This window comes from Haloarcula argentinensis DSM 12282, from assembly GCA_000336895.1.
Lineage (GTDB): Archaea > Halobacteriota > Halobacteria > Halobacteriales > Haloarculaceae > Haloarcula > Haloarcula argentinensis.
Window position 1 is genome coordinate 63,461 of the sequence record AOLX01000025.1, and the last position, 20,462, is coordinate 83,922.

Sequence of the window (20,462 nt, forward strand, 5' to 3'; positions counted from 1 at the left end):
TTGCCCGTGAACTCCCAGAGCGACTGTGTCGTCCCGAAAAACTATAAACTCCGGAACAGTGTCAACTAATGCTGGATTGCGAACACATCACGGGGCCAGCGGTGGCTCGACTCAGGACAACATTGACTATGGACACAGTAACTATCGACGACGTACCGGTTGAACGGAATCCGATGGAGGTACATGACATCCGCAAGCCCGTCTCCCGAAAACTCGGGACCGAGCATTTCGCGGCAAACTACTTCGAACTCGAACCCGGCGACTCCTTCTCGGGGAGCCTCCACCGCCACCACGATCAGGAAGAGGTGTTCTACATCGAGCAGGGACAGACCACCTTCGAGGTCGGTCTCGACCGCGAGGAAGTCGACGTTGCGGGCGGCGAACTGATTCGCTTCGAACCCGGCGAGTTCCAGCAGGGGTACAACTCCGGCGACGAGCGCGTCGTCGGCTGGGCCTTCGGCGCGCCCGGTGCCACGCACGACTGGGACGATCTGGAATCGAGAGCGCACTGCCCGGAGTGCGACGCGGAGACGACCCAGAGCGTCGCCATTGCTGACGGCCGGTTCGAACTGACCTGTACTGAGTGCGGGAACGTTCAGGGCTAGGCCCTGCGTCTGTTGTTTTCGTGGGTGGAAACAGGCTTTCCGGCGCTTTGCATAAACACGCCCCCGTCAGTCAGGTCAGCGGCTGCTAGCCCACAATTCATATCGCATCGCGTCACGAAGCCCGGGTATGTCACTGGCCGACCTGGATTGGCGCGTCATCGGCGAGGAAACACGACCCGGACCGATGACGATGGCACTGGAAGCGGCCGCTGCCGAAACCGTCGCCGCGGGCGGTCCGGCAACGGTGCGGGTGTACACCTGGCCCGATACGCTGTCGCTGGGCTACGGACAGGACCCGGACACGATCGACTGGGCGTTCTGCGAGCGCGAGGACGTTGGGGTAACACGGCGACCCACTGGCGGCGGCGCAATCTACCATGACAGCGTGGCGGACATCTCGTACGGCATCATCGCGCCGGCTGACGCCGTTCCGGGTGATCTGATGGCGTGCTACGAGCAGTTCTGTGAGCCCGTCCTTGACGCGTTCGAGCGTATGGGCGTCGACGCCTCCTTCGCTGACGACGAGCGGTCGGCGGTCCATCAGCCGGCCTGTTACCTGCGGCAACTCCACCCGGCCCACGATATCGTCGGTCCTGATGGTCGCAAACTCAGCGGGAACGCGCAGTACCGCCAGAAGGATGCCGTTATCCAGCACGGCTCTCTGTCTGTCTCGCTTCGCCCAGAGCGCCACTGCGGCTGTTTCACTGCCGACCCCGACTCGGAGCGATTCACTGAGCGCGTCGGTGCGATAGACGAATACACCGATATTGACCGCGCCGAGGCTGTCGAGACGCTCCGCTCGACACTGGCCGAGTGGGTCGACGCGTCGGCGGGATCGTGGACGGACGACGAACTCGCACGCGCACGCGAGCACGCGGAAGGAAAGTACGGGGCAGACGAGTGGATTCAACGATCCCCCTGACACCACTCCGGAACGGTCGGGGCGGAAGTCAAACAATCGTGAATACTGGATTCGCTCGGATTGCCCATTGTTCGACACACAATTTAGGCTTCTAGGAAGCGCTCAATATCGTCTGCAACCTCGTCTTCCTGATTGTCTGGAACGCTGTCAAACCACTTGAGTGTCAGATCCTCATCGGTCGTGGTTTCGGATTCTGCAACGACGACATCACCTTCGATAGAAGCATTGAAAATCACGTGGTAGATCGAAAAGCGCTGGTCGTTATCGCTCTCGGGATGGAAGTCGATTCGACGAACCGTTTCGATCCGTTCGAGGACAACTGTGACATCAAGCAGGCTTTCTGCCTCTTGGCGGGTGACAGCCGTCCAGTCTTCGGTAGGGTCGACAGGGAACGCAATAAGCGTCCAGCCGTGGGAGCCGTCGTTCATCAAAAGGACCTCGCCGTCGTCGTTGGTAATCCCAACAGCAGCATGACTATCGACTTTGGCGGCGACTGATTCGAATTCAGTCATACTTAGGGTTCGAATCTGTTCTTGAAATGAAATCCCAGCGTGGTCGCGCAATAATTCCGGACTAGAGAACGAATCCATACACACTATAACATATGTGGCACAGTAAACATTTCTATCAGACAGTTCAGCAGTGGTAACTACATTGGTCATTCATTGGACAGGGTTACTAAGTGGCCCTTTCAGCCAATCCTATGAATAAACAAACGGTATTCACAACGACTGTTATAGCCTCTTTCGTGGTTGTCACTGTACGGTCGAAACATACACGAAGTGTTAGTATATACTAACACAGCGAACAGTCCTCGGAGAGTCACTTGGGGTCAGTAGCGAGGGACGGAGTATAGGGATCTGCTGGCCTTGAATCCCGAGGAAATAACTGTGCTGGTCGGCGGCTCCGCTTGCTCACTCCGCGTTCAGAGTGTTTCCTCTATAAACTGCGAGACGATGCGGTCCTCGGCAGTCCGGAGCTGATACTGTACGGTCGACCGGGGCTCGTCAAGTATCGATGCGAGGTCCTTGACAGAGACTTCCCGCGGTCGCTCGTAGTAGCCGTGGGTCACGGCGGCCTTGAGCACCCGCCACTGCTGGGGCGAGAAGTTCGTTGCGACTCGCTCGGTGGCCTTCCAGTTTCCGGCACTGGTAATGTGGGACACTGAGAGTGTGACGCCATCGCGGAGGCTCGATTCGATTTTGTCGTACACCTCGCCGATGGGGTTGGACCCCGGATAGAGAACGCGCCAGCGGTACTCGTTGCCTGTCCGTCGGGATTCGAAGATAGTGCCTTCGCTGACGTGCCGGTGCAGGAAACTCGGCAGCGACTGACAGCCGCTGAGTTCACGACGCAACGTGTACACTGTCCGTGACGACTCCCCGCGGTCCAGCATGTGGTAGGTTCGCGTCGTATCACAGCTCACAACGTCGAAACACTCGTTACAGCGGTCTTCGTCCAGAAAGACCTCGTCGAACGCGTTCAGGGCCTCCGGCGTTCCTTTCGCGTGGTCGAGTCGCCACATATGGTCGTCACCGACGAAGATGGCCGAGGACCACACAGAGAGGCTCTCGTGTTGCCGAAACACGTCCATCAGCGTATCAGCTCCTGCGTCGAACTGCAAGACGAACTCGAACTCGCGTGTTTCATCTACTTCGGCCTGTGGTTCAGTCATTTGGCTATTGCTAATTTAGAACATTCAGTATAAGTCAATTACTGGGCTATCAAGTCCACTTGAGCTTCTCAGTTGGCTTCTGATAAGCTACAGCCGCCGATTGGCTGTGGGCCGTACGTCTCGAATGATGGGTCTACAGAATAGAGGACAGTTCTGACAACAGCCCTACGTCACCGTTTTGTGACATCCCGGCCAAGCGGTGGCATGGTCTCGTCCCCCGCTGATGACGACCCTGTCGACACCTCCACCGACCCTCCAGCAACTGACGGCACCGTCGCAGCGCTTTCCGAGGAAGAACTGTACGCGATTGTCCGTGTCGCAGCCGAGGACGCGGTGCTCGGCGCGCTCGGGACGCTCATGCTGGTCGGCATCGGAATCGTCCTGATTGCCACCGGCGCGTCCGCACTGCTTGCAGATGTAACACCGATTTCGTTGCTCATCTCCGCCGTTTTCATCGGCTTTGGCGTCTACCTCGTTACGTCGAGTCTCGGCGTGATTCCGCCCGCCCGCGAGTGGCTCTGACTCCGGAACCTCTTTTATCGGGCATCACTGACCGGTGTGCATGGTACGAGTCGGGGCACACACCTCTATCGCCGGCGGCGTCTACAACGCCGTCGAGGAGCAGGTCGAGTACAGCGGCAACTGCGGGCAGATCTTCTCGCACTCGCCGCAGGTCTGGCAGGACCCGAACATCGACGACGACGAGGCCGAACAGTTCCGCGACCTCACAGCCGACCACGGCGTCGGCCCGTGGGTCATCCACTCGTCGTATCTGGTCAATCTCTGTACGCCCAAAGACGACCTCCGGGAGAAGTCACTGGACTCCATGCAGAAGGAGGTCGACGCCGCCGCGAAACTGGGCATCGAGTACGTCAACGTCCACCTCGGCGCCCACACCGGCGCGGGTGTCGACGGCGGCCTCGACAACGCTGCGAGCGTGCTGGACGACCTCGACATCCCTGAGGGCGTCACGGTGCTGGTCGAGTCTGATGCGGGTAGCGGGACGAAACTCGGCGGCCAGTTCGAGCATCTGGCGACGGTCCGAGAACGCACGGACCAGGATATCGAGTTCTGTCTCGACACGGCCCACATGTTCGCCGCGGGCTACGACCTCTCGACGCCCGAGGCCGTCGACGAGACGCTCGCGGAGTTCGACGAGGTCGTCGGATTCGAGGATCTCGCCTGTGTTCATCTCAACGACTCCAAACACGAGTGCGGGACGAACAAGGACGAACACGCCCACATCGGCAAGGGCCACATCGGCGAGGACGGGATGCGCGCGTTCGTCAACCACGACGCCATCCGCGACGTGCCGCTGGTGCTTGAGACGCCGACAGAGGACGGCAAGAGCTTCGCCTGGAACGTTGAGCGCGTCAAGGAACTCCGCGGCGAATAGGGCCTTCCGACCGCGATACTTTTGGGGGCGACTCGACTGTGAGGAACTGTGCGCAGGTTCTCCGCCGACTACCTCGAAACCACCCGCCGGGGGATGTGGGCTGACTCCCGCGAGGCGCTCTCGGGCTTGCAGTTGGGCGAGTGCGAGCGCGTCCTCGACGTGGGCTGTGGGACCGGTGAACTGACCCGCGTCCTCCGGGAGGAGACCGACGGAACGGTCGTCGGCCTCGACGCCGATACGGACCTGCTGGCCGCCGCCGGCGACCCGACTGTCTGCGGGGACGCGACGCGGCTCCCCTTTGCCGACGACAGCTTCGACCTGGTGGTGTGCCAGGCGCTGCTCATCAACCTCCCTGCCCCCGAGGTCGCGGTCCGGGAGTTCGCCCGCGTCGCCACCGACCGGGTGGCCGCCATCGAGCCGAACAACGCCGCCGTCACCGTCGAATCGACCGTCGACGACGAACCTGTGCTGGCCCGCCGCGCTCGCCGGCTCTTTCTCGATGGTGTGCGGACGGACGTGACTCTCGGGAGCGACGCCGCCGACGTGTTCCGCGACGCGGAGCTAGCCGTCGTCTCGACGACGCAGTACGACCAAGAGCAGCGCATCGAGCCGCCCTACGACGACGCGGCGATACAGGCGGCCCGGCGGAAAGCAACGGGAACGGGGCTGGCCCACGACCGCGAGACGATTCTCAACGGCGAGGCGACGCCCGCCGAGTACGACGCGCTCCGGGAGCGCTGGCGGTCGATGGGCCGCGACGTGATCGAGCAGATGCAAGACGAAGCCTACGAGCGCCGCGAGACGGTGCCGTTCTTCGTCACCGTGGGCGAGGTTCCGTGACCCGCTCAGTCTCGGCTTCGGGGAGCAGAGCGCCCGCCAGTCCGTAGACGGCGATGTCCAGCAGACTGGCGAGCAGGCCGACGACGCCGCCGACGACAGCGGCAACACCGACTCCGATGAGCAAGACAAGCAGTACCGCCTGCAGTCGGACCCCGCCGCTCTGGAGCGTCGGAACGAGCGCCACCACGAACAGTCCCAGCAGGAACACGACGCCCGCGACACTCCCGGCAGCGGCACCATGGAGGGCGAGCGTACTGACTCCGGCCGAGTCGAGTGCCACCCGGCCGTGAACCCATCGGACTGCCAGGACGAACAGCGCCCAGAGATAGCAGAAGACGGCGACGCCGACGAGGGTGTTCAATCCGGCGAGCAGGTCGGCGAGGCCGCCGCTCGTGTGGGCGGCGAGGACGCCGAGCAGGACAAACAGGGCAGTGTCGAACGTGGCGAGCGTCCACGTCACGAGCGACACCGGTCGCGTGGAGATCTGTGTGGCGTCGCGCGCTGGCTTAGTCTCACTCGCTCCTTCCGCCATGTGTTCGCCCGCACGCTGGTCCTCAGCCATGTGCGAGGACCTCCGCGAGGACGACGATGCCCAGCATGACAGCCGCCGTCGCGCCGTAGACCCGCGAAAGTGTTCGCCGCAGGGCAGGAGAGAGGTCGTCGAATGTGTTCTCGTGGTCACTGGCCCGAACGAGGAGCAGCGTGCGGACGACCGATCCCCCGAGGAAGCCAACGACGACTGCGAGTTTTACCAACAGGGTTCGTCCCCAGCCGGTTCCAGGACCTGGCGGTCCGAGCGCACCGAGGTTTCCGACGCCGGTGAACACCAGTACACCGACCCCTCCCCAGAATAGCCATTCAAACTGTCGTGCGGGCGCGAGTGTCGCGATAGCGCCGCTCCGATAGCTGTACCAGAGCACGGTTGTGCCGCCGACGAGGGCCGCCATCGCGAGGACGTGGAGAGTTCGAATCAGGAGAGCTGCCATAGCTGTCGCTTCACCGGCAGGTCGCAAAGAATCAGGGGGTCAGCTCGACTGGTCGATTGTCACCACGCCCTCGCCCGTCGCCACGTTGTACCGTGTCGACGGGTCGACGGTCAGGCTGACGACACCGCTGTCGAGGGCGTCAGGACGCTCGAACCTGACGACTGTCGACCGAGCAGTGAAATCACTGGTGTACACGCAGGGCTGCGTGTAACAGCCGAACGCGTGGATGCCGTCCGCCGTCTCTTCGATTCGTTTCAAGTGGGGTACGATAGACCCGGAGCCCCAGCCGGTCTGGACGACGAGGACGGCGTGGCTCTCGAAGTCAGTGTCGGCAGCGAGGCTGTACGCGTCACCGCTGTCGTTCTCGAACCGTTCGATGTCCTCGGCCTCCGTCAGCAGTGTCGCATAGAACTGGTCGCCGCTGTCGTCCGGGGCGCGCGCCAGTCCTTCTTCGGCAAACAGCGTCCCTCGGGTCGACGCCTGCTCGAACGACAGCGATGGCTTGGCTGGCATATTCGCGCAGAGATACAGCGGGTCGCGGTCGCCCTCGCCGGAATCGTCGACGTTGCACTCGATATCCTTGACCTCATATGGCGGTGTGTCGACTCTGTCCAGACCGTCTGGCAGCCCATCTAACGCGTCCGTCGGCGTTTCCTCGGTGGGCGTCTCCGTGTCTTCGTCGTCGGTAGCTGTCTCCGTACTTTTGTCGTCCGTTGGCGTCTCAGTATCGGTAGCTGGTGCCGGCGACGAATCCGTGCGTCTTTCCGCGCCGCCGCCGCTGCCGCTGTTCTCGCCCGATTCGAGACACCCACTCAGGGAACCGATGGCCATGCTCCCGATCAGTCCTATGGTCGCTCGTCGCGTCCGTTTCATACGACTCGCTTCCCGTGGTGCGGGTGTATTCCTTCTGTTCGCTCAAAACCGCGTTGTAGTTGTCATGGGCTGTGTTCACGCCCGATGCCCCCACCCGGTGCGATGTCGCCCGCCGATAGACCCTTGCGGGGCAAGCGGCTACGAACGAACGTGCTGATTCGCGTCTCCCCATGATACCACCGCTCGTCCGCCGCTGTCCGGAGTGCCGCCACGTGACCTGGAGCCGTCGGTTCGCTGCCGTCGACGACGGCGAGCGCGGCTCGCGGCTCGTCGAATGTCCCGCCTGCGGACACCGGTTCTCAACAGTCGACGCGCCATGGTTGCAGTAAGTCAGCTTGTCAAAGTCAGTTCGGTAACTGCCTACACTACGTCGCCTCGCACCGTCGCTCCCTCCTGCTGTGCCCGGTACTCTTTGACCGCGTCGGCGGCGTCGCCGGCCTCCGTCTCGTCCATCCCGAGCATCGACAGCGACTGGGTCAGCGTCGGGAAGACGAACTCGTTGTCACGGAGCTTCTGGAACGCGTCGGGCGACCGTTCGCCGTCGAGCCACAGGCAGGCCCCGCGGGGGTCCAGAATCTGCTCGTAGTCGTTTCGCATCTTTGCACCCTTGAGCCGCTGGGTGACGTTGTCCTCGAAGGAGGCGTTGCACACTTCCAGATGGACCGGTTCGTCGTCGTTCAGGAGGTGAGCGGCGAGACACTTCTCGGGGGCGGCGTGTCCGTTGGCGTTCGCGCGGATGTACTCGGGATGTTCGTCGGCCCACGCGGCCCGGACGGTCTTGCCGACGCCGTCGACGCCGTGGCTGCGCTGGAACTCCTCGGCACGCTCCGGGGCGTCCTTGAACAGGATGTCCTTGGTGACGTACACGTCCAGCCGCTCGACCGGGTCCAGCCCGAGCGCCACGTCGCCGTACACCCACACCTCCCGGACCGGGACCGGCATCGTCTCGTCCTCGACCGTGGCGACGATTTCTTCGACCCGCTCGACTGCCTCCGGACGGTCCAGCCTCATTGCCTGTCCTACTACGTGCGCGGCCTAAACGCTGACTCTCCGTGCCCGTCACGTCGCGTGTCGCCATGCCGGGGTGGCCCATCCATGCCCCGCTGTGGTGGTCAGTCCCGGACGTGGTCGGCAGCGATTTCGCTCCCTTTGACACAGGCGACGGTGCCAAGGCCCGGCCACGTAGTGTCGCCGGCGAGGTAGAACCCCTCGACGCCCACGTCCTGTGGCACAGCCCCCTGATTCGCGTTTGCCGGCGTCTGCCTGTATCCCCCGACGGCCCCGCGGGGTCTGTTCGTGAACTGTTCGTAGGTGGCCGGCGTCGCCATCTCGGAGACGACCGGATCGGTCCCGAGGTCGGGATAGACGGTCCGGCCGCCTGCCAGTAGTCGCTCGCGGGCGGCTGCCTTCTCCTCCTCGTAGGTCGCCTCGTCAAGGTCCTGCCACGGCTCGACAGCGCAGTGGGTGGACAGCATGACTGCCCGGTGGCCTGCCGGTGCGCTCACGTCGTCGCCCGGCGCGGAGACGGAGACGAACATGTTGTTCCCGTTGCCGAGCGGTTCGTCGTAGGCCCGCAGAATCTGGTGGTGCGTCCGCTCGCGGCCGTCGACCTCGGCTTCCGGGACGCCGAGAAATAGCATGAGTGCGCTCCCCTCGTGGGTTTGCAGCATCGAGCAGTATTCGTCGAGTCTATCACCGACGACCGTTGGCGCGAGGCTTCTGGTAACGGGGACCGGGACAGTGCTGACGACCTGGTCTGCGTGAACCGGGCCAGCCGTCGAGTCGATACGGAAGTCGCCGCCGGTTCTGGTGACTGACCTGACAGTGCGGCCTGTCTCGACTCGCCCACCGATGTCCGTGTACTGGTCGACGAAGGACTGCCAGAAGCCGTACATCCCGCCGGTCGCTCGGCCCAGCCCTGTCCGACGGATCGTCACCCCGAGGACCGCGTTCAACAGCGGCGCGTCGTCGAGCGCAGCATGGACTGTATCCTCGACGAGCATCGAGACGACTGCTCGGAGCGGTCGGTCGTCGTACACGTCGTGGGCGCGCATCGCGTCGGCCATCGTCCAGCGGAGGTATCTGATCAGCGGCAGGTCCCGAAAGCCGACTGCACTGGCGTTCCGAACGAGGTCGCCAACGCTCTGTATCGGCATCTTGACGTCTGTTCTGGTAAGGCGCCAGAGCCGCGCTGAGAGGTCGTCGATGAAGTCGTAGAACGCCAGATGTCGCTCGTCGTCGCCGAGTTTCGTGCGCCGCTCGGCGTCCCAGTCAGCCTGATCACGGTACAGCGTCACTGTTCGGTCCGGCAGCCAGACGTCGTAGGCGTCCTGTATCGCCATTTCTGGGGGATCGAAGCCGACAGCCGACAACAGCTGGCCACCGACACCCTCTGGGACGAAATCCACCAGTGTTGTCGCGCCGACATCGAACCGGAACCCTGCTCGTTCGTAGTAGCCTGCACAGCCACCGATGTTGTGGTGCTGTTCGAGGACAACCGTCGAGTAGCCGTCCGCCTGCAATCGTGCGGCCGTGCTCATCCCGGCGACACCGCCCCCGATGACGGCCACGTCTGCGGACTCAGTTCCCATGGCTCCCCACCTGTGTGAGTACCCCACACTCAATGGCCGTGGTGAAGACTGTGACTCGCCCGAGTTCGTTTTTCCGACACAGACTCATTGATTCATCTACATATGTGCCGGTCAAAATAGTACCTACCGGCAGCCAAACACTCAATTGTCAGTGCAGTGTCCCCGCTGATATGTCTGATCGCCGAACGCAGTTCCGGGACCTGGCTGAATGGGCCGACGACTCCTCCCCGTTGTACGCCCATCTTTGTCGCGAGGCGGCGGAAGACAGCGATATCCTCGACATCGCATCGACCGTTCCCGAGGGTCGTCAGGCCCCGCACCTCTTGCTTGCCGCGGTCCACTATCTGCTTGACCGGAATCCTGCCCATCGGCTGGCCGAGTACTACCCGAGCATCACCCGGAGGGCGCGTGATCCCGACGATGAGTGCTTTCCAGCCTTCCGCGAGTTCTGTCTCGACCATGCCGACGACATCCGGCCGCTCCTGCGGACCCGGCGCACGCAGACGAACGCAGTGCGGCGCAGTGCGGTCCTCTACCCGGCCATCTCGCAGGTGGCCCGCGCCACCGACGGGCCGCTCGCGCTGGTGGAGCTCGGACCGAGCGCCGGCCTGAACCTGCTGTTCGACCGCTACCGCTACGATTACGACGGGCGCATAGTGGGTAACCGCGACTCGCCGATTACCATCGAGAGCAGCGTCCGACATGACGATCCGCCGCTCCCGGAGACGCCGCCCGCCATCCGCTCCCGGGTCGGGCTTGACCGCAATCCGCTCGACGTGACCGACGAGGCCGACAGGGACTGGCTCCGCGCACTCGTCTGGCCCGAACACGAGGAGCGGCGCACCGTTTTAGACGGTGCACTGACGGTTGCACGGGACGACCCACCTGCGCTTATCGAGGGCGATATGCTCGATGACCTGCCGGCAGTACTCGACGAGATTCCGTCCGACGTCCCGGTCTGTGTCGTCAACACGCTCGTGCTGTATCAGGTTCCAGCGGAACTGACCGAGGCGTTGACGACGTTGCTCGAAGACCTGATGGCCGACCGGCCGCTGCACTGGCTCACCGGTCAGCGGGACCTGTCGGGCGGCGAGTCAGTGGGACTGGACTGGAAGCGCTGGGGTGGTGACGGCGTCGAGGCGACCCACCTCGTCGACTACGAGCCACACGGCGCGTGGCTGTCGTGGCAGCCCTGAGCGCACGCACGGGCTTGCACGCCGACAACGCGACGGGCGGCTATCGGGCGTTCACCCGGGCTTATGTCGCCGCCGCGGGAACGTTGCGTATGCAGATTCGCGTGTACGACGAGGGGGCTGCCCGAGACTGCCTCTTCGTCCTCGGCTGGGGGAACCGGTGTCGACACCGGAACGTTCAGTGGCTCATCGACCAGCTTGCCACGGCGTACTGCGTCCACGCCGTCGAGCTGCCGACACACATCACCGACTACCGGCGGGAGTGGATCGGCCCGGTTCAGGAGTACATCGCCGACATCGGTGAGTTCGACCTGCTCGGACACAGCGCAGGCGGGCTGACAGCGGCCCATCTCGACGCCGACGGTATTGGAAACCGGGTGTATCTGAGCCCCTGGTGGGACAGTGACTTTCCGGTTCCAGGGCCGGTGCTCGACGCTATTGCATCGCTCCCGATTACCAGACCGTTCATTCCTATCGATACGCTGGACGCCGACGCCATCGGCAACCTGGCGACGGCCCAGCAGCTCGCCGACGCCCCGTCATCGGTTTCGCCCGCCTTCCTCCGGACGGTGTTTCGAGCCCAGCGGTCGCTGCCGCCGGCCCGGGACACCGCCGCGGCGTTTTGCACACTCACGGACGCCGTTGTCGACCCGCGTGCCGTCGGGGAGCGCTTGCCGGCCGACCGTATCCGACTGTACGACGGCGGCCACGAACTGTTCTCCTCAAGCGGCCGCGAGCACACCGTCGAGACGGTCCTCGATGCGTTACAGCGTGGTCCTGACGCGCTGTGAACGGCGTCTCTAGTGAAATCGCTGTAAGCCGCCGTGCCGGACCCGAGACGAAACCCTCTCACCATTGCGGCCACGACTACTCGCTACGATGGAGTGCGACAAATGCGGCGAGAACGCGGTGTTACACGCGGCCTATTCCGGGCTTCACCTCTGTGAGTCTCATCTCTGCCGAGCGGTCACGAAACGGGTTCGCCGTCGCATCCGCGAGGACGGCCTCGTGTCCGACGACGCCACGGTCGAGGACCCTGAGACGTGGGTCATCGGACTCTCTGGCGGCAAAGACAGCGTCGTTCTCACGCAGATTCTGCACGACACGTTCGCCGAAGACCCCCGCATCGAACTGGTCGCCCTTTCTATCCACGAGGGCATCGAGGGGTACCGCGACGCGAGCCTGGAGGCCTGCGAGGAACTGACCGATGACCTCGGCATTGAACACGTCACCGTCTCCTACGCCGAAGAGTTCGGCGTCCAGATGGACGATGTTGTCGAGGACGATCCGGAGGGGATGGCTGCCTGCGCCTACTGTGGCGTGTTCCGCCGTGACCTTCTCTCGAAGTACGCCGAGGAACTCGATGCAGATAAACTCCTGACCGGCCACAACCTCGACGACGAGGCCGAGACGGCGCTGATGAACTTCCTCGAAGGCGACATCTCACAGATCGCCAAGCATTTCGAGGCGTCGCTGGGTCCGTTCGATTCGTCTGCCGACGCGCCCACCGAGCAGACACGCGAGGCGCAAGACCACCACATCCCACGGGCCAAGCCGCTCCGTGACATCCCGGAGAAGGAAGTCGCCCTGTACGCTCGCTTCCAGGACCTCCCGGCACACATCACCGAATGCCCCCACGCCGAGGAGGCCTACCGCGGCGAGATACAGGAGCTTATGCTCGGACTGGAGGAGAATCACCCCGGCACACGCCACTCGATTATGGCCGGCTACGAGAAGCTCGCGGCGCTGGCTGCCGACACCTACGGCGGCGAGAACGGCGACACTGACTACGGCGAGTGTGAGAACTGCGGCGCACCGACGGCGCGGGATCTCTGTCGAAAGTGCAATCTGCTGGACGCCCTGGAAGCAGTCTGACGCGTTCGCCGTTTCTGTCTGACACCGCGAGTCGTTGTCTGCTACTTCGCTGAACCCATCGCTCGTGGCCGTAGAACCCGAAAAAAGAACCGTGGACGTCGCTACTTGTTCGTCCGGATGACGTCGAGTCCGTTGTTCTTCTCGCGCTGGTCCTGTCCACCGTCAGTCTCGCTGTAGCCGGTGGTGCGACCGCCGCTGTTCTGACTCCCGCTGTTCGGAGCGGGGCTGTCGAAGCTTTCGACGTTGTCGGACGCGTCGAAGGACGTGTCGTCGCCGACTTCCTGAATCGCCTCGCGGGACTTGTTGGCCTGCTTCTGGGTTGTCGGGCCGAGCACCTGCGCGGACTGGACGCCGGTCATGATGGCCATGACCCGCACCTTGCCCTTGTACTCTTCCTGAATCCGTGCGCCCCAGATGACGTTGGCATCGGCTTCAAGCCGCTCGGTGATGTTCTGTGCGATGCCCTCGGCCTCCTTCAGCGTGAGGTCCGGACCGCCGGTGATGTGGACCAGGCCACCGCTCGCGCCGCGGTAGTCCACGTCAAGCAGCGGGTGGTTCATCGCGTCCTTGACGACCTCTTCGGTCTTGTTCTTGTCCTGGGTCTCGCCGACCAGCATCACCGCAACGCCGCCCTGATTCATGATCGATGTCATGTCGGCGTAGTCGAGGTTGATGAGGCTCGGCTGGGTGATGGTCTCTGAGATACCCTTGACAGTCTCGGCGATGATCTGGTCCATCACGGAGAACGCCTTACCGATCGGCAGGTTCGGGACGTAATCGAGCAGCCGGTTGTTGTCCAGCACGATGATGGAGTCCGCTTCGTTGCGGAGCTTCTCCAGCCCTTCCTCGGCCTTGACCGTGCGGGCCCGCTCAACGTTGAACGGCGTCGAGACCATGCCGACGACGATTGCGCCCTGTTCCTTGGCGATCTTCGAGACGACGGGGGCGGCACCCGTCCCGGTTCCGCCACCCATGCCGGCGGTTACGAACACGAGGTCAGCGTCGCCCAGCACTTCCTTGATAGTCCCCTGTGCCATCTCCGTGGCGCGCTCGCCCATCGACGGGTCACCGCCGGCACCGAGGCCGTTGGTGAGGGACTTGCCGACCAGAATCTTCGTGTCGGCTTCGATCATCTTGAGGTGCTGTTTGTCCGTGTTGATGGCCACGGTGTCGGCGCCCTCGACGCCGATGTTGTACAGGCGGTTGACCGTGTTGTTGCCAGCGCCACCACAGCCGACGATGACGATGCGCGGGTCGCCGAACCCGTCGACGTCTTCGTCGGACATCTTCTTCTTTTCTTGCTCGTCGCGTTCGAGGGCCTCGTTGACGATATCCTGCATCGTTACACCTTGGCCCAGGACCGCTTCTTTTCGGAGGCCTGTTCGGAGCCTTCCTCGGCGAGCATCTCCCGAACCGCCGAGCGAATCGCTTCGCTCCGATTGGGGTACTCGCCCGTCTCGACCATCTGTTCGACCTCTTCAATCTGCTGCTTCGGAATCCGTAGTGTCACACGCTCCATGTTTGGTAGTTTCCCCTTGGGTAAGACGGCCCGGACGGGATCCGTTTACGCCCCGCACGAGTGTTTACACAGCGAAACCGCAGTACGAGGGCGGCATCCCCTCGCGTTCGCCGCCGTGTAAGACGACCGTCTTACGCAGAATAAACCACTGACCCTGATGTATTAAAACTTACGGGCAGTGTCATACACTTTCCCGTTTACGGCGTTTGAGGGCGTGTAACGCGTGCAAACGCTAGTTTAGGTCTGATCAAGTACATCCGCCGCGGGCGTTCGTCTGCCACAACCCGGGCAGAAACCCCAGTCCGATCGGATCTCATCGCCGCAATCACAGAACACCCGGCGGGATGCCTTCTCACCGCAGTTCGGGCAGTAAACGTGGTCAGAACCTAGGTTTTCACCACATTGTGCGCACGTCTTACGTTCTTCCACCTCGGTTCTGTCCCGTGTTTCCGCTTCTGTCTTACGCCCGCTCGTATCAGACGCTTGACTTTCGTCGTGGGACCGCCCGCTCTCGGTACTTGCACCTCGGTCAGTGGTGCGCCGTCGTTCGGTTTCGGCGTTCGCTGCCCCTGCGCTTACGCCGTCTAACGAGATGTTTACGTTGACATCCTGCGGCTGCGAAGGTGGGCGTTGCGTCTGCAGTCGGTCGGCGATGATGCTGTCGACGCGTTCTTCGATGAGTTCGTCGATCGTCTCGGCGTCGGTCACTGACTCTGACGCCGACGACGATGGCTCCGACGCTGACGGTGACGCGTCTCCGAGGTACTCCCGGAGCGCCTCACGCATGACCTCGCTCTTCGAGGCGTCGAACGCCTCGAGTTGGTCGATGAGGTCATCGTCAGCACGGAACGTTATTTTACTCATCGGGCTCGATGAAGGTATTATACAGGCTGGTATTTTAATCTTCCCGCGCTGTCTGACGCCCGTCAGCTACCGGCATGACGCGAGACATCTCTGTTCGGTCGGACACCGTTGATAGACCGTTTCGATCCACTATCGGAAGATCGGAAAGCGGGTCAGACGTGTCAGACGCCGGTCGGTGTGTCACTCCGCGTCGTGTGACCGTTCGGCGAACCCTCCACGAATAACAACCCTTAAGTCCGGACGGCAGGGTATTTTCGGGTGTCGACCGCCCTTAGCTCAGACTGGTAGAGCAGTCGACTGTAGATCGACTTGTCCCCCGTTCAAATCGGGGAGGGCGGACTTGGTTTTCAGTTGGTGTCGAATGCTTGTGAACAGGACTTGATCCGTCGTGTGACTTCGAACAGCGGAGCTCCACGAGATGATTCTGTTCCAGCGGATCTGTAAGATGAAATCGCTGGTGCCGGCTTGGTGTAGTGTCAGAAGCGCTCGCTCATTGCCGCCAGTCCGGCATCCACGTCGACAGTCGCGCCATGCTCACCGAGTGCGTTGCCCAGCGCCGCAAGCAGGTAGCTGACGTTCTTGCGACGAGCGGAGTGGCCCATACAGCCGATACGCCAGATGTCGCCCTCCAGTGCACCCAGTCCGCTGGCGATCTCAAGGTCGTACTCGTCGAGCAACTGCTGGATGACCGCGCCGTCGTCGACGCCGTCGGGGACGCGGACGGTGTTCAGGCTCGGGAGCCAGAAGTCCTCGGGGGCGTTCATCTCCAAGCCCATGCCCTCCACCCCGGCTTTCAGCGCGCCAGCGACGCGCAGGTGGCGGTCCCAGCGGTCCTCGATGCCCTCCTCGGCGACGAGTCGTAGCGCCTCACGGAGCGCGTACACGTTCGTGATCGGAGCCGTGTGGTGGTAGGCGCGCTCGTCGCCCCAGTATCCTTCCAGCAGCGAGATGTCTAGATACCACGAGCGGGCCTCGGACTCGCGGGAGAGGACCTTGTCCATCGCATCGTCGTTGAGCGTGAGCGGGCTCGCGCCCGGCGGACAGGAGAGGCACTTCTGCGGGCCGGAGTAGGCTACGTCGATGCCCCACTCGTCGACGCGGAGTTCGACGCCACCCAGCGAGGTCACGCTGTCGGCGATGACCAGCGCGTCGTTTGCGTGGGCGATATCAGTGAGTTCGGGCACCGACGGCTGGAGCACGCCGGTGCTCGTCTCGGCGTGGACGAACCCGAAGACGTCCGGGCTGTGTTCGTCGAATGCCGCTTCGACCGCTGCCGGGTCGAGCGGCTGGCCCCAAGGGGCGTCGACGGTGACGACCTCGCCACCCGCGCGCTCGGCCATGCTCGCCATCCGGTCGCCGAAGTAGCCGTTCGTCGGGACCAGCATCGTGTCGCCCGGTTCAACGACGTTGCCGATGGCCGCCTCCATCGCCGCGGACCCGGTCCCGGAGACCGGAATCGTCCACTTGTTGTCCGTCCGGAACGTGTATCGGAGGAGGTCCTGGACCTCGTCCATAATCTCGATGAACGAGGGATCGAGGTGGCCGACCAGCGGCGTACTCATCGCCTTGAGTACGCGCGGGTGTACGTCGCTCGGGCCGGGGCCCATCAGCGTCCGGTCCGGTGGTGACAGCTCTCCGACAGCGGGTGCCTCGTCCATACCGTCTGTTACCCGGTGACTGGGCATTAAAATCCGCGGTCACGCCGCTCTGTTCAGGGCGGGGCCGGTCCCACACCTCTGCTGAGAGCGGAACTCCCTCACCGCAATAGTACAGTAAATCTCACTTTTGTGTCGCCAGTCATTGGCTGCCACTACCCTCCCCCATAACCACAATCGCCGGACGCCACTGTTGTGAAGGGTGTGAACAATCTACCCCGTTTTTACTCTCGTACTGCAAAGGTGGTGTGTGGTCGTCGATGGGATTGTTCGATAACGCTGCGTCCCCTGGGGAGGAACCGAGACGCCGATACACCTGTCTGGTGTGCCAGGCGTCGTTCGACGTTCAGTACCACTCGTGTCCGGACTGCGGTGCGTACGACATCCGCCGGACGAAGTGGCTCACGTAGCCCCCGGCGTCCACGCTGGCACGTCCACCGGACTGCCTGCTATCGGGCTACACTGCCTTTTTTAGATTGGTGCCGTGTACCACAGCCACCAAGTGACCGCCGACGGTACGATCGTCCATGAACCGACGACAGTTAGGGACGACAGGGTACGACGTGACGGATGTCGGACTTGGCACCTGGAACATCGGTGGTGACTGGGGCGACGTCTCGGCGGAGGAGGGTCGGGAAACGATCCGGACCGCGCTCGACGCCGGCGTCGACTTCATCGACACCGCCGACGTGTACGGCGACGGCTTCAGTGAACAGCGCATCGCGGAAGTGCTCGACGAACGCGAAGTCCGCGACGAGGTGACCGTTGCGACGAAGGCTGGCCGCCGGCTCGACCCCCACACGGCCGAGCGGTACAACTACGACAACCTCTCGGAATACGTTGACCGCTCCCGGGAGTACCTCGGGGTCGGCTCGCTGGAACTCCTGCAACTGCACTGCCCGCCGACGGACGCCTACTACCAGCCCGAGACGTTCGACGCCCTCTCGCGGCTGAAAGACGAGGGAAAGGTCGATCACTGCGGCGTCAGCGTCGAACGCGTCGAAGAAGCGCTGAAAGCCATCGAGTACCCGGAAGTCGAGACGGTCCAGATAATCTTCAACATGTTCCGCCAGCGACCCGCAGAGCGGTTCTTCGAGGAGGCCAAGCGTCGCGACATCGGCGTCATTGTCCGGGTCCCGCTGGCCTCCGGACTCCTGACCGGCAAAGTCTCCCGGGACATGGAGTTCCCCGAGAACGACCACCGGAACTTCAACATCGAAGGCGAGGCGTTCGACCGCGGCGAGACCTTCGCCGGCCTCCCGGTCGACGAAGGCTTCGATGCCGTCGACGAACTCCGCGAGCACGTCCCCGAGCGGATGACGATGGCCCAGATGGCGCTGCGCTGGATCCTGGACCACGACGCGGTGTCGACTGTCATCCCCGGCTCGACCAATCCAGAGCACGTCCAAGCGAACGCGGCAGTCAGCGAAATGGACCCGCTCTCGAATCAGGTCCACGGCGCGGTGCGTGACATCTACGAGGAGTATGTCTTCGGTGATGTCCACCACCGCTGGTAGTCACCGCTCCGCGGATATGTTTGATTACATATGTGTCTCCACGACGGTAGAATACGATTGAAGCAGCAAAATCTGGGTCAAAATTCTATTGCGAAGGGCGCTTTCGTGTGTTGATTATCATACTAAAACTGACTATTCTGACGCTGGCATATATACGAATACAGACAGTTTTCGGACATAGACGTGTCAGAATACGACACTGTGTCTGACATGCTATTGAGCGTGCCCCGAGGTCGTGAAGATCTCGTTGCCTGTCCAGCTCATCCGTAACACCGTCGTGATGGAAGTGCCATTCAGTGTTGCCGGACACCAGCGTCGCGCCCATCAATGTCGAGTTTCAGATCCCGTATCCGACATTGGACTGGGACTGTCGGACCGATGTACCAAGGACCAACGCCGGGTGGGCAAAACCCGGCGTGGAACCGTCCCGTACAGGGGAGCATGGAACGGTGGACGTCGGGAGAGTACGAGCACGAAGCGTGCTCGCATACGGTCTTCCACGTTATCCGATGTTTGTTATACAGCTCTTTATATGCTGTCGGCTGACAGGCTGAGCGACAGGAGGACGCTACTGCACTTCGTTCACGCCAGCTGGGAATACATCGCCATTGAACGCCGCAACTGATGCTTCGGCAGGTGTTACAGCTCTGGCTTTGGCTATTACTGACCGTCTGTGGCGAACTAGCCACCCGCTACCGGCCGGACTGTGGTGAATCACTACGCCGTCCCGGCGTGAGCAGGTTGGCCCTCGGTGGACCCGTCGCAGTGGTTCTTACTCTTCGGTGGTGAGTTTCGGGCCGGGCTTCCAGGTGTTGCCTTCGAGGACAACGAGGTCGTAGCGTTCGAGCACCTGAAGCGTATCGACGACCGCCTGGGCGTCGAATGAGACGGTCATATCTTCGGGCAGTTGCTGGGCAATTGCACTGCGTGTCCCCCCGTCCATCCGGACTACCGTGTCAAGCAACTGTTCGAGGTCGTCGAGTAGCGAGACGAGCGACGTCGACCCCTCGTCTTCTGTCGCCAGTTTCGACATGACTTCGTCGTAATTCCCCGATATCTCCATCGATACTGACACGGTCTCGGCTTCGATGTCTTCTTCGTCTCCCATAGGGGCAAATATATGCGCACTTGTAGAAATACGTTTCCATATTTGTTACAACAGACGCATCTACCGGCTGTTTCGCTGCAAAAGCGAGTTGCATATCTGTTACTATCTGTCCAATATGTATAGCTATAACTATGTATTGGGAGAATATTTATCCTAACGTGCGTGTGGAAACATCTATTTAGTAGTCAAATCTTCCATCCAATATCGTTCTGCCGGAATAATTAGATGTATTTCGCATATTTGAATATATATTCTTGTCCAGGTCTGTTACCGTGGTCTCGGTAATCTCACATCATCAAAGACGCACTGCCCCTGTTGTGATCGTTCGGATAGGTCGAACGATATCAAAAGCGCCTGCGTCGTAGCGTAAGCCCGGCCCGGTGGCAGCTAACTCGTCCACGTCAACTGGTACCCTGCCGCTGGGCCGGTGTATCCGCTCCCACGGGCGACACACGCTCGGGCAGTCTGCTCTCTCTTGTCCCGGAAGATAACAAAAGTACGGTTATTATTCCCCTGAACTGAACAGTCTCCTGTCTCTTCCGCTGGACGGGGCTATCGGCGAGCCACAGTGCCGTGGAACACTGTTAGTTTCAGCATACGGAACAAGCAACACATCGATTGTGTTTGATCCCGGTGCGCTCTACGTTTGCCGGCAATGGACCGACATGGTAGGGGACAGCGGCAAGTGCGTACAGCCACATATGCGCCTATTTCGCGGGGCGCTGTAGTCCGATGGATGGCCACCCGTTGCTTTCACTGTATTCGGCATCTGTTCGAGAATACGAACTATCGACAGCGAAGTGCGACTGCGCGAGTGCCAGCCGGCGACGGACGTAGTGTTAG

Annotated in this window: 23 protein-coding genes and 1 tRNA gene; 11 read left to right on the forward strand and 13 right to left on the reverse strand. The window is 62.2% G+C overall.

Annotated features, from left to right (window positions below):
- Positions 1-128: 128 nt before the first annotated feature.
- Together C443_RS15630 and C443_RS15635 are read left to right on the forward strand one after the other, a co-directional pair.
- Positions 129-605, forward strand: coding sequence for a cupin domain-containing protein (locus C443_RS15630; RefSeq protein WP_005537549.1), 477 nt, complete (start codon positions 129-131; stop codon positions 603-605).
- 127 nt (positions 606-732) lie between these two features.
- Positions 733-1,527 carry a lipoate--protein ligase family protein gene (locus tag C443_RS15635; RefSeq protein WP_005537550.1) on the forward strand — a complete coding sequence of 265 codons (795 nt, stop codon included), beginning with the start codon at positions 733-735 and terminating at the stop codon, positions 1,525-1,527.
- Positions 1,528-1,610: 83 nt separating this feature from the next.
- Here C443_RS15635 and C443_RS15640 read toward each other — a convergent pair whose 3' ends face one another.
- The gene (locus tag C443_RS15640) at positions 1,611-2,039 is read right to left on the reverse strand and encodes a hypothetical protein (RefSeq protein ID WP_005537551.1); all 429 of its coding nucleotides are present in this window, start codon (positions 2,037-2,039) and stop codon (positions 1,611-1,613) included.
- Between the two features lie 413 nt (positions 2,040-2,452).
- Positions 2,453-3,202: a helix-turn-helix domain-containing protein gene (locus C443_RS15645; protein WP_005537553.1), complete on the reverse strand. Its 750-nt coding sequence runs from the start codon at positions 3,200-3,202 to the stop codon at positions 2,453-2,455.
- 204 nt (positions 3,203-3,406) lie between these two features.
- On the opposite strand from C443_RS15645, the gene C443_RS15650 reads away from it, so the two are divergent.
- The 3 genes from C443_RS15650 (at position 3,407) to C443_RS15660 (ending at position 5,438) form a co-directional block, all read left to right on the forward strand.
- Positions 3,407-3,724 (forward strand): hypothetical protein, encoded by a 318-nt coding sequence (locus C443_RS15650; RefSeq protein WP_005537554.1) that lies wholly within the window; start codon positions 3,407-3,409, stop codon positions 3,722-3,724.
- A gap of 40 nt (positions 3,725-3,764) precedes the next feature.
- Positions 3,765-4,598 carry a deoxyribonuclease IV gene (locus tag C443_RS15655; RefSeq protein WP_005537555.1) on the forward strand — a complete coding sequence of 278 codons (834 nt, stop codon included), beginning with the start codon at positions 3,765-3,767 and terminating at the stop codon, positions 4,596-4,598.
- Between the two features lie 93 nt (positions 4,599-4,691).
- The gene (locus C443_RS15660; RefSeq protein WP_049944109.1) at positions 4,692-5,438 is read left to right on the forward strand and encodes a class I SAM-dependent methyltransferase; all 747 of its coding nucleotides are present in this window, start codon (positions 4,692-4,694) and stop codon (positions 5,436-5,438) included.
- Here C443_RS15660 and C443_RS15665 read toward each other — a convergent pair.
- From C443_RS15665 to C443_RS15690, 6 genes are all read right to left on the reverse strand, one after another.
- Positions 5,416-6,000, reverse strand: a complete 585-nt coding sequence (locus tag C443_RS15665; RefSeq protein WP_005537557.1) for a hypothetical protein — start codon at positions 5,998-6,000, stop codon at positions 5,416-5,418. The two genes, C443_RS15660 and C443_RS15665, sit on opposite strands and share 23 nt — an antisense overlap.
- Positions 5,993-6,424 (reverse strand): CopD family protein, encoded by a 432-nt coding sequence (locus tag C443_RS15670; protein ID WP_005537558.1) that lies wholly within the window; start codon positions 6,422-6,424, stop codon positions 5,993-5,995. The genes C443_RS15665 and C443_RS15670 overlap by 8 nt, the downstream gene beginning before the upstream one ends.
- A gap of 39 nt (positions 6,425-6,463) precedes the next feature.
- A complete protein-coding gene (locus tag C443_RS15675; protein ID WP_005537559.1) occupies positions 6,464-7,297 on the reverse strand; it encodes a hypothetical protein in 834 nt (277 codons plus the stop codon).
- A 62-nt stretch (positions 7,298-7,359) separates the two neighbouring features.
- Entirely contained in the window at positions 7,360-7,590 is a 231-nt protein-coding gene (locus C443_RS21510; protein WP_005537560.1) for a hypothetical protein, read from the reverse strand.
- A 67-nt stretch (positions 7,591-7,657) separates the two neighbouring features.
- A complete protein-coding gene (locus C443_RS15685) occupies positions 7,658-8,308 on the reverse strand; it encodes a DUF7095 family protein (protein WP_005537561.1) in 651 nt (216 codons plus the stop codon).
- A gap of 101 nt (positions 8,309-8,409) precedes the next feature.
- Entirely contained in the window at positions 8,410-9,888 is a 1,479-nt protein-coding gene (locus C443_RS15690; RefSeq protein WP_005537562.1) for a phytoene desaturase family protein, read from the reverse strand.
- Positions 9,889-10,058: 170 nt separating this feature from the next.
- Here C443_RS15690 and C443_RS15695 point away from each other — a divergent pair, with 170 nt between their 5' ends.
- The 3 genes from C443_RS15695 (at position 10,059) to ncsA (ending at position 12,956) form a co-directional block, all read left to right on the forward strand.
- Positions 10,059-11,084, forward strand: coding sequence for a DUF2332 domain-containing protein (locus C443_RS15695; protein ID WP_005537564.1), 1,026 nt, complete (start codon positions 10,059-10,061; stop codon positions 11,082-11,084).
- 89 nt (positions 11,085-11,173) lie between these two features.
- A complete protein-coding gene (locus C443_RS15700; RefSeq protein ID WP_049944095.1) occupies positions 11,174-11,872 on the forward strand; it encodes an alpha/beta hydrolase in 699 nt (232 codons plus the stop codon).
- A gap of 88 nt (positions 11,873-11,960) precedes the next feature.
- Positions 11,961-12,956, forward strand: a complete 996-nt coding sequence (gene ncsA, locus C443_RS15705) for a tRNA 2-thiolation protein NcsA (RefSeq protein ID WP_005537567.1) — start codon at positions 11,961-11,963, stop codon at positions 12,954-12,956.
- A 101-nt stretch (positions 12,957-13,057) separates the two neighbouring features.
- On the opposite strand, the gene ftsZ is transcribed toward ncsA, so the two are convergent.
- From ftsZ to C443_RS15720, 3 genes are all read right to left on the reverse strand, one after another.
- Positions 13,058-14,296, reverse strand: coding sequence for a cell division protein FtsZ (gene ftsZ, locus C443_RS15710; RefSeq protein WP_005537569.1), 1,239 nt, complete (start codon positions 14,294-14,296; stop codon positions 13,058-13,060).
- Between the two features lie 2 nt (positions 14,297-14,298).
- A complete protein-coding gene (locus tag C443_RS15715; protein WP_004515010.1) occupies positions 14,299-14,475 on the reverse strand; it encodes a ribbon-helix-helix domain-containing protein in 177 nt (58 codons plus the stop codon).
- 237 nt (positions 14,476-14,712) lie between these two features.
- Positions 14,713-15,339, reverse strand: a complete 627-nt coding sequence (locus tag C443_RS15720; protein ID WP_005537571.1) for a double zinc ribbon domain-containing protein — start codon at positions 15,337-15,339, stop codon at positions 14,713-14,715.
- 265 nt (positions 15,340-15,604) lie between these two features.
- On the opposite strand from C443_RS15720, the gene C443_RS15725 reads away from it, so the two are divergent.
- Positions 15,605-15,678: transfer RNA gene (locus C443_RS15725), tRNA-Tyr, on the forward strand.
- Between the two features lie 137 nt (positions 15,679-15,815).
- Here C443_RS15725 and C443_RS15730 read toward each other — a convergent pair.
- Complete coding sequence (locus C443_RS15730; protein ID WP_005537573.1) at positions 15,816-16,997, reverse strand: pyridoxal-phosphate-dependent aminotransferase family protein; 1,182 nt, start codon at positions 16,995-16,997, stop codon at positions 15,816-15,818.
- A 257-nt stretch (positions 16,998-17,254) separates the two neighbouring features.
- On the opposite strand from C443_RS15730, the gene C443_RS21810 reads away from it, so the two are divergent.
- Both C443_RS21810 and C443_RS15735 read left to right on the forward strand, forming a co-directional pair.
- Complete coding sequence (locus C443_RS21810; RefSeq protein ID WP_167321083.1) at positions 17,255-17,404, forward strand: hydrogenase maturation nickel metallochaperone HypA; 150 nt, start codon at positions 17,255-17,257, stop codon at positions 17,402-17,404.
- A 117-nt stretch (positions 17,405-17,521) separates the two neighbouring features.
- Positions 17,522-18,511: an aldo/keto reductase gene (locus tag C443_RS15735; protein WP_005537574.1), complete on the forward strand. Its 990-nt coding sequence runs from the start codon at positions 17,522-17,524 to the stop codon at positions 18,509-18,511.
- A 772-nt stretch (positions 18,512-19,283) separates the two neighbouring features.
- Here the strand turns inward: C443_RS15735 and C443_RS15740 are convergent.
- The gene (locus tag C443_RS15740) at positions 19,284-19,619 is read right to left on the reverse strand and encodes a hypothetical protein (protein WP_005537575.1); all 336 of its coding nucleotides are present in this window, start codon (positions 19,617-19,619) and stop codon (positions 19,284-19,286) included.
- Positions 19,620-20,462: the final 843 nt, after the last annotated feature.